The following is a 14,695-nucleotide window of genomic DNA, read 5'->3' as shown; positions in this document are numbered from 1 at the left end:
TTATTTTTGTAAAATAAAGAAATTTATACAGAGAAAACTGCTAGAGTTTTTTGTGCTTGAAATGACAGCCCGTTCAGCAGCAAATTTACTAGAAATTACTCCTAATTCTGCCGCCTTATTTTATCGTAAGATCAGAGAGGTGATTAGCGACCATTTAGTTCAAGATGTCAATTTAGTAGATGTAAAAATCATATTAATAATAGGATTGAAAATTTTTGGAGTCAGTCTAAACGAGCACTAAGAAAATATAACGGAATTAACAAGAAATCTTTTCCGTTATCCTTGAAAGAATGTGAATTTCGGTTTAACTTTGGCACACCAAAAGAATTGCTAAAAACACTGCGGTTTTGGTGTGGAATTTAGGGTTAATATAGTACAATCCCAAAGATTTTTATAACGTTCCAATAAAAAGTAATGCCATCAATGTATAAGCAATAATATAAGGTAATTAAAGATAGTAAGAATTAGTAGTAGACTTAATAATGCTTATTTGATAGTAGCGCAGGTGAGAAGGAGTGAATACGACAAATTCTAATGTAATATTTAGATTTGTTTTATAAACTCCTTGAGAAGAAGAGCATAATTGATATAAAGAAAACAGATGCAGTGATGCTTTCCACATTATGGCAACTTAGGTTTTACAGGTGAAGCAGGTAATCTACGTTTATGGCGTGAGCGTTGATGCCAAAAATCAATTTGTTTTCTGCCTTGTGCGGAGATAGGTTCACCGCGTAAAAAGGCATCAATTTCTTGATAAGTTACGCCCATTTCTTGTTCGTCTGTTTGCCCTTCCCATAAGCCCGCACTGGGGGCTTTAGTGAGGATTTGTTGAGGCACATTCAATAGCCTTGCTAGCTCATAAACTTGTTCTTTGCGTAAGGCTAATAAAGGGGCAATATCCACACCGCCATCACCAAATTTGGTGAAATAGCCCGTAAACCATTCTGCAGCGTTATCTGTTCCCACTACAATGGCTTGGTGGCTTTGCGCGTAAGCATAAAGTGCAAGCATTCTCAAACGGGCTTGTACATTGCCTTTGATCACGGCTTGGTGTTGTGCATTTTGATTGAATAGTGGAGACATCGAATCCATAAAACATTCATACAGTGGTGTGATAGGAAGCGTTAATAAAGGGCATTTGGCACTTTCAGCAACTAATTTGGCATCTTCTACATCTTGCGTGCTGGTTGTGGCAGAAGGTAGTAATAGGCCTTGCACGGGCGCGCCTGTACGCATTAATAAATGGCTGACCACCGCAGAGTCAATTCCGCCGCTAATGCCGACCACATAGCCAAGGGCATTATAATCTTGTCGTTGTTGCTCAACCCATTGAATTAAATAGGCTAAATAATCTTTCATTGGACTTCTCCTTACTATAAATATTCATAACTGTTCCCAATGTTTGGGAGAGAAAAACGTGCTAAAAATGTACCGTACTTAAGCGTGGATTAACACGGTAGCGTCTCCCCGCTTTTGCTTGTGCTTTGCCGTTTAAACGCACACAATCTCCAGTAAAATCAATGGAGATTTTGAGCAAAGAGGCACCGATGCCATAGTAATCCACAGGGGCATTTTGTTGTTCAAAATGTTGTACTTTCTGTTGATTAAAACCACCACTCACCACAATTTTCACCCATGGAAAGCCTGCTTGATCTAGTTGATGACGCAGTTGTTTGATTAATGGCACATTAACGCCACGCAAATCCTCTTGTCCAAAGGTTTCTTGGTGGGTAAGGAAGTAGCGATCTACCATATTGGCGGAGGTATCAACGCGCACCGCATAGAGTTTTTCACCGAAGTGTTTTGCTACTTTTAAACTATCGGTAATCACATCATTGTTGTAATCAACCAAAGCGGTAAGGGGAGAATTAGGATAGACTTGCATATAGGCCTCGCAAGCCTGAATAAGGTTGCCATTAAACAGTTGAATAAGGGAATGTGGCATTGTGCCTACGCCTGTTCCGCCTTGGTATTGGTGCATTGCATCGGTGGCTTGCATTGTTGCCCCGCCAATATAGGCGGCGTAGCCATCAGTGGGTTGCAAGGTAAAATAATCATTGCGGTCGCCCATAAAAATAATGGGTTTTCCGTTGGTGGCGTTGAGCGTTTCCCGCACATTGGTGGCGATGGAGGTGCAACGACTTAGAATGCCATCAATAATCCCTTCGAGATAGGCAAAATCCTCATAAAATCCTTCAACAATTAATACGCTTTCAAAGGGGGAGATTACGTCGCCATCATTTAATGCCCAAATTTTCAATCCTTCAGGGTTCCGTGCAAAACGTTGTAGTAAGGCGATGGCTTCATCAACACCACATAAAATGGCCTGTTTTTTTTGGAAGAATTGCATTGTTACCCATTGTTTTGGCCTCTTTTGTTCCGCAATGTGCTTTGCTTTTAGAAAATAGCTCGCGGAAAAGTACCCTTCTCCTATCTTTTCATCAAAATTAAAGGTTTGAGATGGTCGTCTTGTGATATTTACTTTCTCTTTTTTAAGTGTTTTTTCTTTGCTCATAGTAAAATGGATAGTAAGTTATTTGTTATGTATATTGTGTGCTACATTTTTGCGATTTACAACAAAAATATTTCATAGAAAAGAGCATTTTGATAAGCAGAGATAACACTTGGGGGCTGGTTGTGGTCTTGAATGATAAAAAATGGTTGGATAGTAACTTTTGTTATATTGCTTGTTTCATTTTAGGAGGGGGGGGATGACGAGAGTGAACAAAAAGATTGACAATCGTTTTTTTAAGTTTCAAGAGATAGAAATATATGCATAGTAATAGATAGATAAGGGCTATAAATCATAAGTATTATGCAAATCCATGATAAAAAGCTATCTTATTCCTATAAGATAGCTTTAGATTAGTCTATTTTTCTAGCAGCGATTTACTGATTCTATTACATGGTTCACAGTGACTTTCATAGATTTTATTTTTTGAGTGGTTGTATTCTTTTTCATCTTTCTCTTCTGTGTCGGTTAAATCGCGATAAGAGTTTGTTTGCAAAACAAGCTTTTTTGTCATTTCTGAAATTAAAATGGTTGTCAAGAGGTTTTTATGAAAAAATGCAGCTTAAGAAGGATGTAATTTTGAAGTACTCTAATAGTACATGTTTTTCGTTATATGGAAATAGATTGTACAGTATAGACGATCTAGAAAAATATTATTTTAATATTTTATCTAATAGGTTTTTTGATATATCTATACTTGATGATGAAATATAGATTTTTTTTGAGATTTATTATTTTTTACTTAAAGAAAAGAGTTTACTCCAATAGATTTTTATAAAGGTGTAAATTGTAACAGGGGGGGGATGCTTCTTTTGGAAAATTTTCCCGCTTGAGTATCAAGACTTTTCTGCTAAATGTATGTTATTTTGTTTATATTGACACTTTTTTAAAATATAAAAATGAAAAGGAGTATAATAGTTATTATATTCAAAAAATTATGTGATAGATAATATGGTATTACTTGGGGTTAAGAAAGGTATATAATGATCTAATTATTGGTGTTATTTCTTATAGGAATCCATATAGTAAAGAGGAAGAAGATAGTCTTGTTTATATTAATAAAAAATACTTTTATGTAGAGTCTGCATTAGCTAATTATATTTATTTGTTTTTAATGTTGCATATATCAAATCTGATAATGGCATTTAGTGCTTTTATTATTTTTTGTTTTGCGCTTGCATTAATTTCTGGCGCTGATCGTGCTTTGCTATATGATGATTTACACTATCAAAATAAGCAACAACATTATCATAAAATCTTCGGATTATATAATGCACTTTCTATTGGTGCTTTGGCTTTCAGTTCTTTCATTGGGGGCTGGATTGCGGATCAACAATATTGGTTTTTTTATTTAGGTATTGCCGCACAATTTATTGCTTTTGGGCTAATGATGACGGTGGGGGATGTTTATCAGGTGAAAAAAACGCAAGGTGAAACCGTGGTGGTGGCTGATGGATCAGTTGATCTTCAAGAAACAGAAGTGCGGTCGAAAAAAGCGTTATTTTTTATGCTCATTGCACACCCCGTTGCTTTACTGATTATAGTTATCGGGATTTTACAAGACGTATTCAGCTCCATTGTGTTGTACTACCAAGAAATATTAGCAGAGTTTTCCATTAATATGGCATTAATTGGATTAGTGTACTCGGGGTCATTTATTTTTAGTGCTTTTTCATCGGTCATTTCAGGGCATATTGCAGAAAAGATTACGGAGCAGAAATCCATTATCATTTTCTTAGTAATGCTATGTTTAATGTTAATGGTGAGTTATGTTTTCCCTTCTGCCTCAATGATGATAATTCAATTTGTATTCTTATTAATTTGTTATGAAATTATTGATACCTCTTTAAATGTCATTTTAAATCATCGTATTGCCTCTGATCAGCGCAGCTTTTTACAGTCTGTAGCAAATTCTTTAGGTTCTTTAATTATGGTGGGTACTTTTGGACTTATCGGCTATTTTTCTGAGCAATATGTGTTAAGCAAATTGATTACGCTGTATGCTATTTTGGCGGCAGTCATTGCTTTGGGATTGTTTATATATTATTTGCGTAGGGAAAGAAAATCCATAACCATTCATGAAGAATGAAGTAAAATGTGTGAAGTAAAAAAGCCACCCTAAGGTGGCTTTTTTATGTGCTTTTACATAATAGCTGAAATATATTTCAACATTACCCCAGCTGCGATGGCAGATCCAATAACGCCTGCGACGTTTGGCCCCATTGCGTGCATTAGTAGGAAGTTTTGGTGATCGGCTTCTAAACCAATTTTATTGGCAACGCGTGCGGCCATTGGTACGGCAGAAACCCCCGCTGCGCCAATTAATGGGTTAATTGGATTTTTGCTAAAGCGGTTCATTAATTTCGCCATTAATACGCCAGATGCAGTACCGATAGCAAAGGCGATCATTCCTAATAATAAAATTCCGAGGGTTTGTGGTTGGAGGAATTTATCCGCCACCAATTTCGCACCAACGGAAAGCCCTAGGAAAATGGTAACGATGTTGATCAGCGAATTTTGTGCGGTGTCGTTTAGGCGTTCCACCACGCCACTGACGCGCATTAAATTACCAAAACAGAACATTCCCAATAATGGTGCGGCATCAGGCAAGAGCAACGCCACCAGCACTAATAGCACAATCGGGAAAAGAATTTTTTCGCGGTTGCTTACGGTACGCAGTTGCACCATTCGGATTTTGCGTTCTTGCTGTGAAGTGAGCGCTTTCATAATCGGTGGCTGAATTAATGGCACGAGCGCCATATAAGAATAGGCTGCCACGGCGATCGCACCTAATAATTCAGGGGCGAGTTTGCTCGCAAGATAAATGGCAGTTGGGCCGTCTGCTCCACCAATAATGCCGATTGCGGCAGCTTGTGGCAGGGTGAAGTCGATAATACCCAGCCAGTTTAAACCTAATGCACCTAACACCGTAGCAAAGATGCCAAACTGTGCTGCTGCGCCCAATAAGAGCGTGCGTGGGTTGGCGAGCAATGGGCCGAAATCGGTCATTGCCCCTACGCCCATAAAGATAATCAGCGGTGCAACGCCATAGCCAATCGCCACTTTATAGAATAACGCTAACACGCCTGCGGAATAGCCCATATCCCCTGCCATTACTTCCAATTCATTTTGTACAGAGGGCAGCGCATTGTTAAGTACGGTCTTAATTGATGCAGGATCAGCAATGGTACCGAGTTTGCTTGCTACAATGGCAAGTTGCTCAGCTGTGCCGTTATGCAAAAGGTTATCCAATGCCGTCATTGCTAAGCCTGCTTCAGGGATATTAGAGAGCAATCCACCAAAGCCAATGGGTAACAATAACAGGGGTTCAAATTTGCGTGCGATGGCAAGCCACAAGAGTAGCAGGCTGACGGCAATCATCACCGCCTGCCCCCACTCTAGGTGCATAATGCCCATTCCACGCAGTAAAGACAAAATACTTTCCATTTTTCCACCGCACTTAGACTAAGGTTAATAAGGTATCGCCCACGGCAACGGCATCACCAGCTTTCACGCGGATATTTTGCACCGTTCCCGCTTGCGAAGCACGGATTTCCGTTTCCATTTTCATCGCCTCAAGAATGAGCAACACATCGCCCTCAGCCACTTGTTGCCCCTCATTTGCCACCACTTTCCAAATAGTGCCTGCCATTGGAGCGGTTACGGGCTTGCCTGTTTGGGGTGCTGAAGCCGATGGTGTCGGTGCAGGTGTTGGCGTAGAAACAGGCTGAGCGGTTTGCGGTGCAGTTGGGGTAATTTGATCAATATCGCCGCCTTCGCTCACTTTCACCACAAAGGCTTTGCCCTCTAATTCCACCGTATAAACTGCTGAGCCAGTTTTGGCTTGAGAGGAAAGTGCGGTGCTTTTTTGCGATATTTTTTCGCTCGCACTTTCTACACTTGGAGCAGGTTCAAAGGCATCAGGGTTGCCACGATTTTCAAGGAATTTCAGCCCCACTTGTGGGAATAACGCTACAATAAGCACATCATCAATTTCATTATCAGAAAGTTTGATACCTTTTTCTGTAGCTTGTTGTTTGATTTCGAGCGTGAGTTTCTCCATTTCTGGCTCAAGGTGATCTGCTGGGCGTGAAGTGATTGGCTCTGCACCTTCTAACACGCGAGCTTGCAATTCAGCATTTACTGACGCTGGAGTGCGGCCGTATTCGCCTTTCAGAATTCCTGCGGTTTCTTTAGCAATGGTTTTGTAGCGTTCACCCATTAATACGTTGATCACCGCTTGCGTTCCAACGATTTGTGAAGTTGGTGTAACTAATGGAATATAGCCCAAATCTTCCCGCACTTTTGGAATTTCTTGCAACACTAAATCCAATTTGTCAGAAGCATTTTGCTGTTTTAATTGGCTTTCAAGGTTAGTGAGCATTCCGCCCGGCACTTGTGCCACTAAAATACGGCTATCTACGCCTTTTAATTGGCCTTCAAATTTATGGTATTTTTTCCGCACATTACGGAAATAAGCGGCAATTTTCTCTAATTTTTGAATATCTAAGCCTGTATCGTAAGGTGTACCTTTTAAGGTGGCAACTAAAGCTTCCGTGGCTGGGTGTCCGTATGTGCCACTCATTGAAGAAATGGCGGTATCTACGCCGTCCACGCCCGCTTCAATGGCTTTCAACAATGCCATTTCTGCCATTCCCGTGGTGGCGTGGCAATGAAGATGAAGTTGCACATCAAAGCGTTTTTTGATTTCGCTAACTAAGTGATAGGCTTCGTTTGGTGTGAGAATGCCCGACATATCTTTGATTACAAGGGAATCAATACCAATTTCTAACAGCTGTTCTGTGGTATCAAGCCAAGTTTGTAAAGTATGCACGGGGCTTGTGGTATAGCTTAGTGTGCCTTGTGCGTGGCCGCCATTTTTGCGTACCGCTTTCAGTGCTTGTTGCATATTACGCGGATCGTTCATTGCGTCAAACACACGGAACACGCTCATTCCGTTATGTACAGCACGTTCCACAAAGCGATCTACCACATCATCAGCATAATGACGATAGCCTAGCAAATTTTGCCCACGCAATAACATTTGTAATGGCGTTTTTGGCATTGCTTTTTTGAGTTCACGCAAACGCACCCAAGGATCTTCCCCTAAAAAACGAATACAAGCGTCAAAGGTTGCACCGCCCCAAGCTTCAAGCGACCAATAGCCAATTTCATCAAGTTCAGCAGCAATAGGTAACATATCATCAAGGCGTAAACGGGTCGCAAAAAGGGATTGGTGCGCATCACGCAACACAACATCAGTTACGGCAATTTTTTTCTTTTCAACAGTCATTGTATTTTCTCCAAATTAATCAATTTAAAGCCCTTGATTACGGCGATGATGAGCAATCGCCGCCACAATAATTGGGCGTAATCTTTCTAAATCATCTGTTTGAGTGGATTGTGCTTTTATCGGGGAAGGCTGGGTGAGAACAGGCTCAGGAAAAAAGCGGTTTACCAGTTTCGACATTAATCCAATGGCAAAAATTAGGATTAACAAGAAAACCAGCACGAACCCCATTCCTGAAAGCATCAGGTTTATGCCTTCTTGCATAAGTTCAGCGTTTGTCATTTTTATACCTCAAAGATGTAAAACAGCGTTTCGTATCATAGCCTGTTTTTCATTGAAAAAAATTGAACTAGATCACATTGTTGAAAAGGTTTTTTAAAAATTTTCCAATAAAAATTTGGAATAATTGGCAATTTTTATAAAAACGTGGAAAATAACCCCTTTGCTGATCAGAGATAAACCGAAATTTAATGATTTTATTTACCAATCTTTCGTTAAAACGTGGGCAAACGACCTTGCTAGAAAATGCCAACGCCACCATTAATCCTAAGCAAAAAGTGGGCTTGGTGGGCAAAAATGGCTGTGGAAAATCTTCGCTACTCGCCTTATTAAAAAAAGAAATTAGTGCCGAGGGCGGTGAAGTGAGTTACCCCACAAACTGGCAACTGGCTTGGGTAAACCAAGAAACGCCAGCCCTTGCTATTTCTGCCTTGGATTATGTGATTTTAGGTGATCGCCAATATGTGGCATTACAGCAACAGTTAGAGCAAGCCAATCAAAATAATGATGGCAATGCTATTGCGCGTATTCACGAACAATTAGATACCATTGATGCGTGGACAATCCAAGCTCGCGCGGCGGCCTTGTTAAACGGATTAGGCTTTAGCCAAGAAGAACTTAGCCAGCCGGTGAGTGCGTTTTCTGGCGGTTGGCGTATGCGTCTTAATTTGGCACAAGCCTTGCTATGTCCTTCGGATTTACTGCTACTTGATGAACCTACTAACCACTTGGATTTAGATGCGGTGATCTGGCTTGAACGTTGGTTGCAACAATATCAAGGCACGTTGGTGTTGATTTCACACGATCGCGATTTTCTTGATCCTGTGGTGGACAAAATTCTGCACATTGAAAATCAAAAAATAAATGAATACACTGGAGATTATTCTTCTTTTGAAAAACAACGGGCGGAAAAATTAGCTCAACAAACGGCGTTATACCGTCAGCAACAGCAAAAAATCTCGCATTTACAAAAATATATTGACCGCTTTAAAGCCAAAGCGAGCAAAGCAAAACAAGCACAAAGCCGTGTTAAGGCGTTGGCGAAAATGGAACTCATCGCCCCTGCTTATGTGGATAATCCATTCACTTTTGAATTTCGTGAGCCGCTGGCATTGCCTAACCCATTGCTTTCAATGGAGAAAGTCAGTGCAGGTTATGAAAATAATGGGCAAATCACGGAAATTCTGAAACAAATCAAATTAAATCTCGTCCCTGGTTCACGCATTGGTTTGCTGGGTAAAAATGGTGCAGGGAAATCCACGCTGATCAAATTATTAGCGGGAGAAATCACCGCACTTTCTGGTCATATTCAGCTCGCAAAAGGCGTACAGCTTGGTTATTTTGCGCAACATCAGCTGGATACCTTGCGCGCGGAAGAAAGCGCCCTTTGGCATATGCAGCAGCTTGCTCCACAACAAACGGAGCAACAATTACGCACCTATCTCGGCAGTTTCGCCTTTCACGGCGATAAAGTGAATGAGTCTGTTGCCACCTTTTCAGGTGGCGAAAAGGCACGTTTGGTGTTGGCATTAATCGTTTGGCAGCGACCAAATTTATTGTTATTAGATGAACCGACCAACCATTTAGATTTAGATATGCGCCAAGCCCTAACCGAAGCCTTGGTGGATTATCAAGGTTCATTAGTAATTGTTTCCCACGACCGCCATTTATTACGCAATACCGTTGATGAGTTTTATTTGGTTCACGATGGGCAAGTGGAAGAGTTTAAAGGCGATTTAGACGATTATCAAAAATGGCTCAACGAACAAAATAGCCAAAACCAACCCTCAGGCAAAACAGAAAGCAATAAAGAAAGCAGCAGCCAAAATCGGAAAGAGCAAAAACGCAAAGAAGCGGAACTTCGCCAACAGCTCGCACCATTGCGAAAATCCCTTGCACAATGGGAAAGCAAAATGGAAACCCTATCAAAAAAACTGGTAGACATTGAACAACAACTCGCCAACGGTGATCTGTACCAAGCAGAAATGAAAGAAAATCTCACCGCACTTTTAAAAGACCAAGCGGAATACAAAAAACAGCTAGACGAAGTTGAAATAGAATGGTTTGCTGTGCAGGAAGAGATTGAAACGATATTAGGCAGTTAAGCTAAAACAAAAGTGCGGTGCTTTTTTAGGATTTTTTGGGGCGAATGATTCGCCCTTTTGTTTCTTCTATTAAGGATAGCCTGTTGCGATAAAAACTCCGCAAAATTCCACCGCACTTTATATTTCCTTTTGTATGGAAAATATGAGGGCGTTTAGGAAATGGGGGGAACTGTTTTTCGTTGCATTGCTCGTAATCCATCAATGATGATCAGCCCCATACCGATCATTAAAGATAAAAAGAGCGGGTAATTTTTGGCGTCAATATTTTCTCCGATGAATAGGGAAACGGCGAGCATCATTATGGGTTCAGCATAGCCGAGTAATCCTAGCACGTTGATAGGCAATAGGCTGCTTGCAACAATGTAAGCATTAAAGGCAATGCCGCTGAGTAAGCCGAGCAGAAATAATAACGATAAAATATTCGGATTAACCAACCGCACTTCTGCGATGTTTACTTGTGCGGCGAAATAGATACACACGGGTAAAGTCAATACCATTTCAATGGCAAAACTGGTGATGTCGTTAAAGCCGAACCATTTGCGAACCATAAAATAAACGGCGTAAGTGCAAACGGCAATGCTTTCCCAAGAAAGTCCGCCCTTTGCGCTAATGTTAAAGGCGATGCCAATGGCAGCGATGATGATGGCAAGAAATTTCAGCGAGGAAATGCGTTCTTTAAAGAAAATTCGCCCTGCCGCCACTAAAACAAGGGGCAGTAGCAAATAACCAAGGGAAACGCTCAATGCACCGCCGTTGTTTGGTGCCCATAAAAAAAGCCACATTTGAAAGCCCATAATGCTGCCGTTAAACAAAAAAACCAGCAATAACCAAGGTTGTGCTTTGATGCGTTTTAGGTGAGCGATCAACATATATTTTTGGCGGAAAATGAACACGGCGGCAATCACAAAAGGTGCTGTAAAAACAACACGATAGCCAAAAATATCTTCGCCGCTTAATGGCAATAATAATGTGGAAAAATAATAAATATAGCCAAACAACATTGAGGCCAAAAGAGAAAAACCGATACCTTTTACCATAATCCACCTAAAATTCACCAAATTCTTACCGCACTTTACCCCAACATTTGCCAAAATGCACGAACTAAGGGCAAATTGAGTAAGTTCTTTTGTACGCAAATCCCTAAATCGAATGGCTGTACAGGAATATCAATCTCCAAAGTGGAAACCTGTAAATTAAGCGGGCTATTTTGGATCACAATATCAGGCAATAACGCTACGCCGCAACCAAGTGCGACCATTGACACAATCCCTTCGTGTCCTGATACGGTGGCGTAAATTTTCGGGTGTTTGATTTTTTTCTGTTGAAACCACTGATCAATCCGCTGTCGAGCAGGCCCCTCCACAGGCAAAATAAAAGGGATTTTTTGCCAATCAATGGGGGGGTGTTGCAATAATTGCGTGGTGGCACAGGCAACTCGTGGCGCAATGAGGGAAAGGGTTATATCATCAATATGATGAAACATCACATTTTGCGGTAAGTGCGCTGGCCGCCCCGCAAGAGCCAAATCCACTTGTTGGCTTTGAATCATCTCTAACGCCATCGCAGGATCGCCCGTTGTGAGCTGAATTTCTACTTTAGGATAACGCAAACGGAATTTTTCTAACATTTGCGGCAAATGGCTATAAGCCGCCGTTACTGAGCAAAACAGGCGTAGCTCCCCTTGTAGTTCCTGCTGATTAGAACGAAATTGCTGCTTTAAAGATTGCCATTGTTGCCATTGCGGATAAGCAAATTGCAAAAATAGCTCGCCTGCTGGGGTGAGCGAAACCTTGCGGTTATCACGCAATAACAACGGCTCACCCAGTTCTTCTTCAAGCCGTTTAATTTGCCGTGAAAGGGTGGAGGGCGACATATAATGCTGCCCCGCAGTTTTAGCGAAATTTTTATTTTCCGCTAGGTCGATGAAGAGTTTGAGATCTTGGAATTCCATTGGTTTTTCTCAATAAAAAGAAATTTTATTGTAGCAACTGTATTCCGCTAAAAAGCAAAAATACAAATTCGTTAATTAAAGCGCGTGAGCGTCCCATTGCGAGCCATCGCGGACAATCGCATTTAAAATGGTTAGAAGCTTACGCATACAGGCGTTAATCGCCACTTTGAACGCCTTACCATTAGCGCGTAAGCGTTCGTAAAATTGTTTGAGTTTAGGCTCAAAACGCACACAAACAAATGTGGCCATATACAGCGCATTTCGCACGGCTTTGCGACCACCTGAACAGCGGCTTTTCCATTTGGTGTTACCGCTTTCTTTCGGATGTGGCGCAACACCAACAAGCGAAGCAATTTGTTTATGTGTGTATTGACCTAACTCAGGCAACATTGACATCAAAACGGCTATTGTTTGTGTGCCTAACCCTTTGATGTCTTTAAACTTTTTTACTTTATCGTCAAAATGTTTGAGATGCTGTTCGATTTCACTATCCAGCTCATCAATACGCAGGCTGAGATAGTCGATATGCTGCTCAACACTGAGTCGTTGTGTGGAGTGAACTTGTTCAAGGCGGTTTTTCTCCGCGGAACGCATTTCAACAAGCTGATTACGGCGTGAAACAAGGGCTTCAAGCTGTTCCTGCTCGGGCGTTGGTGGTATGTAAAGCTGTTGCGCTACATTATCACGCATTGCGAGCATCTGCGCGTAAAAAGCCAACATTTTGGCATCTTTATTATCGGTTTTTGCTAGTGACTGTGACATCGCAAACTGATTGGTTTGTCGCGGGTTGGCAATCACCACACGAAAGCCTGCACGGTGGAGTGCTTTAGCTAATGGAAGTTCAAGCCCACCGGTGCTTTCAAGGACAATTAAGTCCACATTGAAACTACGTAAATACTCAATGGTATGCGCAATCCCTTTCGGGTTGTTGGTTTCAGTCTTTGTTCGTTTTTGGGTAGAAAGCCCAATGACGAAATGACGTTTAGCAACATCAATACCACAATAAGTTTGTTCATTCATCATTAACCTGCCTTGCATTCGGGTTTAAGTCTGGCAACTGTTCGGTTTTTTGGTGAAATGTTATCTGCCTCATTGCTACAACTCGGTTTGTTGCCTGGGGCGAGCGCGAGATGCAGATAACGGGGTTTTGTTGCTATTTTATATTAATTTTAATATACAAGGGGCGAACCTATGTGTTAGGCCAATGATAGAAATTATAAGTTCATATTAAGCGGGTAGATGCATAGGTCTGCCCCTACCAAAATTCGTAAAAAAATTACCTTCTATAGTGTATTACTATACATATTTGTTATACCCTGCGCAGAAAAAATTAGTCAGGACTAGATAGCTCATCGAGCTGTACTATCTTATGTAACATACTAATTTCTTTAACAATACCGTCAGATTTTACTTGTTCGCAAGAATTGGTAGCCATGCTATTGCTTTGTGTATTAATACTGTCTCTATATGTTTTTCTTGTGAGTAGATGTTTTAAGAGCAAGCTGGAAATTTTATGTAATGTTGACTTAAGACTTAATGTTTCTAAAAACTTTGGAGAGCATAGTCAAAATTAATTAGAAAATCCTATCAGGATAAATGATAAAAAAGGGAGTTATTTTATCGTGTTTTGGACTCTAAAAGGGGAATGACATTGTGGATTTACGATCATCGTCGCAAAAATAATAATTGGTCAAAAATATCAAGTAAAAAGAGTGATTTTATGTGGTATAACTTTAAGCACCTGATAACTAACCTAGCGAGGAGAACTATGATGAGTATTACTAACACTCTAACGTTTGAAATTAGAAAAGAACTAAGTGAACTTATTGGCGATGTCTCAGCAAAAGGCGTTTTTAATAGTTATGGAATTTTCCAAGAAAAATCAATGTTTGGTTTATTTCAAGATAACTATTTTTATCTAAGGGCTGTTGGGAAATTAGCACAATATTTGGAAAGCCAAGGGGCGATACCTTATATGGAACATTCTGAAAAGCCAGTTTCTTGTGGTATAAATTTTTATCTTCTTCCTGATAAGATTAGAGAAAATAAAGATTTATATAAATCCGTTGTTCTGTGGTCAATTGAGCAAATAGAAGAAGATAGAAATCAGAAAGAAATGGCAAAAGTTGATCTAATTCGAGGTCGAGTGAACTTGTCTGTTAGACACGAACGCCTTCTGAATAAAATTGGAATTCGTTCTTTTGATGATTTTTTAAAGGCAGGAGCAGAATACTGTTATATTGCACTTAAGAAAGCAGGCGTGAGTGTTAATTTGAGCTTTTTCTGGAACTTAAAAGCAGCTTCTTTGAAAAAGCATTCTATGATGTTAACGCAAGAGGAAAAGGAAAAAGCATTAGAGGCGTTAAATACTGTGCTTGCTAAAGAGGGGATGAGAGCAATTGATCCTATCAAGGATTAATAAGTAGCATATTACGGTGGAACACAAACAAAAGTGTAAATTTTTTCACCGCACTTTGTTTTCTAAATAATCACTTGCAATGTTTTTTAAATTTTTTGTAAAAAATTGTCAAAAAAACACTTGCAAAGATTTTTAAGAT

General features: G+C 40.4%; 11 protein-coding genes and 1 pseudogene. 4 read left to right on the top strand and 8 right to left on the bottom strand.

Annotated features, from left to right (window positions below):
* Positions 1-13 precede the first annotated feature (13 nt).
* A pseudogene (locus C3007_RS09985) lies at positions 14-363 on the top strand (hypothetical protein).
* Between the two features lie 258 nt (positions 364-621).
* Here the strand turns inward: C3007_RS09985 and nadE are convergent.
* Together nadE and C3007_RS09975 are read right to left on the bottom strand one after the other, a co-directional pair.
* On the bottom strand, positions 622-1,359 hold the full coding sequence (gene nadE / locus C3007_RS09980; RefSeq protein ID WP_103854290.1) for an NAD(+) synthase: 738 nt from the start codon (positions 1,357-1,359) through the stop codon (positions 622-624).
* A 61-nt stretch (positions 1,360-1,420) separates the two neighbouring features.
* On the bottom strand, positions 1,421-2,515 hold the full coding sequence (locus C3007_RS09975; protein WP_103854289.1) for a nicotinate phosphoribosyltransferase: 1,095 nt from the start codon (positions 2,513-2,515) through the stop codon (positions 1,421-1,423).
* A gap of 958 nt (positions 2,516-3,473) precedes the next feature.
* Between C3007_RS09975 and C3007_RS09970 the strand changes: the two genes are divergently transcribed.
* Positions 3,474-4,601, top strand: a complete 1,128-nt coding sequence (locus C3007_RS09970; protein WP_103854288.1) for an MFS transporter — start codon at positions 3,474-3,476, stop codon at positions 4,599-4,601.
* 53 nt (positions 4,602-4,654) lie between these two features.
* Here C3007_RS09970 and C3007_RS09965 read toward each other — a convergent pair whose 3' ends face one another.
* From C3007_RS09965 to C3007_RS09955, 3 genes are read right to left on the bottom strand one after another with little or no spacing between them, the layout of a single operon-like run.
* Complete coding sequence (locus tag C3007_RS09965; RefSeq protein ID WP_103854287.1) at positions 4,655-5,959, bottom strand: sodium ion-translocating decarboxylase subunit beta; 1,305 nt, start codon at positions 5,957-5,959, stop codon at positions 4,655-4,657.
* A gap of 13 nt (positions 5,960-5,972) precedes the next feature.
* Complete coding sequence (gene oadA, locus C3007_RS09960; protein ID WP_103854286.1) at positions 5,973-7,805, bottom strand: sodium-extruding oxaloacetate decarboxylase subunit alpha; 1,833 nt, start codon at positions 7,803-7,805, stop codon at positions 5,973-5,975.
* Positions 7,806-7,829: 24 nt separating this feature from the next.
* Positions 7,830-8,084, bottom strand: coding sequence for an oxaloacetate decarboxylase subunit gamma (locus C3007_RS09955; protein WP_103854285.1), 255 nt, complete (start codon positions 8,082-8,084; stop codon positions 7,830-7,832).
* A 188-nt stretch (positions 8,085-8,272) separates the two neighbouring features.
* Between C3007_RS09955 and C3007_RS09950 the strand changes: the two genes are divergently transcribed.
* A complete protein-coding gene (locus C3007_RS09950; RefSeq protein ID WP_103854284.1) occupies positions 8,273-10,186 on the top strand; it encodes an ABC transporter ATP-binding protein in 1,914 nt (637 codons plus the stop codon).
* A gap of 152 nt (positions 10,187-10,338) precedes the next feature.
* Here the strand turns inward: C3007_RS09950 and rarD are convergent, their stop codons facing one another.
* From rarD to C3007_RS09935, 3 genes are all read right to left on the bottom strand, one after another.
* Positions 10,339-11,223, bottom strand: a complete 885-nt coding sequence (rarD, locus tag C3007_RS09945) for an EamA family transporter RarD (RefSeq protein WP_103854283.1) — start codon at positions 11,221-11,223, stop codon at positions 10,339-10,341.
* A 35-nt stretch (positions 11,224-11,258) separates the two neighbouring features.
* Entirely contained in the window at positions 11,259-12,137 is an 879-nt protein-coding gene (ilvY, locus tag C3007_RS09940) for an HTH-type transcriptional activator IlvY (protein ID WP_103854282.1), read from the bottom strand.
* A gap of 75 nt (positions 12,138-12,212) precedes the next feature.
* Entirely contained in the window at positions 12,213-13,160 is a 948-nt protein-coding gene (locus C3007_RS09935; protein ID WP_103854281.1) for an IS110 family transposase, read from the bottom strand.
* A 745-nt stretch (positions 13,161-13,905) separates the two neighbouring features.
* Here C3007_RS09935 and C3007_RS09930 point away from each other — a divergent pair.
* Positions 13,906-14,556 carry a TfoX/Sxy family DNA transformation protein gene (locus tag C3007_RS09930; RefSeq protein ID WP_165779987.1) on the top strand — a complete coding sequence of 217 codons (651 nt, stop codon included), beginning with the start codon at positions 13,906-13,908 and terminating at the stop codon, positions 14,554-14,556.
* The last annotated feature ends 139 nt before the right edge of the window (positions 14,557-14,695 follow it).

Source organism: Avibacterium gallinarum, from assembly GCF_002921135.1.
Taxonomy (GTDB): Bacteria; Pseudomonadota; Gammaproteobacteria; order Enterobacterales; family Pasteurellaceae; genus Avibacterium; species Avibacterium gallinarum.
Note: the sequence above shows the minus strand (reverse complement) of the source record. Positions and strands in the feature narration are given on the sequence as shown.

Excerpts from the sequence above, each read along its gene's own strand:
- C3007_RS09975 (WP_103854289.1), bottom strand. The coding sequence starts at position 2,515 with ATGAGCAAAGAAAAAACACTTAAAAAAGAGAAAGTAAATATCACAAGA.
- C3007_RS09950 (WP_103854284.1), top strand. The coding sequence starts at position 8,273 with ATGATTTTATTTACCAATCTTTCGTTAAAACGTGGGCAAACGACCTTG.
- rarD (WP_103854283.1), bottom strand. The coding sequence starts at position 11,223 with ATGGTAAAAGGTATCGGTTTTTCTCTTTTGGCCTCAATGTTGTTTGGC.
- nadE (WP_103854290.1), bottom strand. The coding sequence starts at position 1,359 with ATGAAAGATTATTTAGCCTATTTAATTCAATGGGTTGAGCAACAACGA.
- C3007_RS09930 (WP_165779987.1), top strand. The coding sequence starts at position 13,906 with ATGATGAGTATTACTAACACTCTAACGTTTGAAATTAGAAAAGAACTA.
- oadA (WP_103854286.1), bottom strand. The coding sequence starts at position 7,805 with ATGACTGTTGAAAAGAAAAAAATTGCCGTAACTGATGTTGTGTTGCGT.
- ilvY (WP_103854282.1), bottom strand. The coding sequence starts at position 12,137 with ATGGAATTCCAAGATCTCAAACTCTTCATCGACCTAGCGGAAAATAAA.
- C3007_RS09955 (WP_103854285.1), bottom strand. The coding sequence starts at position 8,084 with ATGACAAACGCTGAACTTATGCAAGAAGGCATAAACCTGATGCTTTCA.
- C3007_RS09965 (WP_103854287.1), bottom strand. The coding sequence starts at position 5,959 with ATGGAAAGTATTTTGTCTTTACTGCGTGGAATGGGCATTATGCACCTA.
- C3007_RS09935 (WP_103854281.1), bottom strand. The coding sequence starts at position 13,160 with ATGATGAATGAACAAACTTATTGTGGTATTGATGTTGCTAAACGTCAT.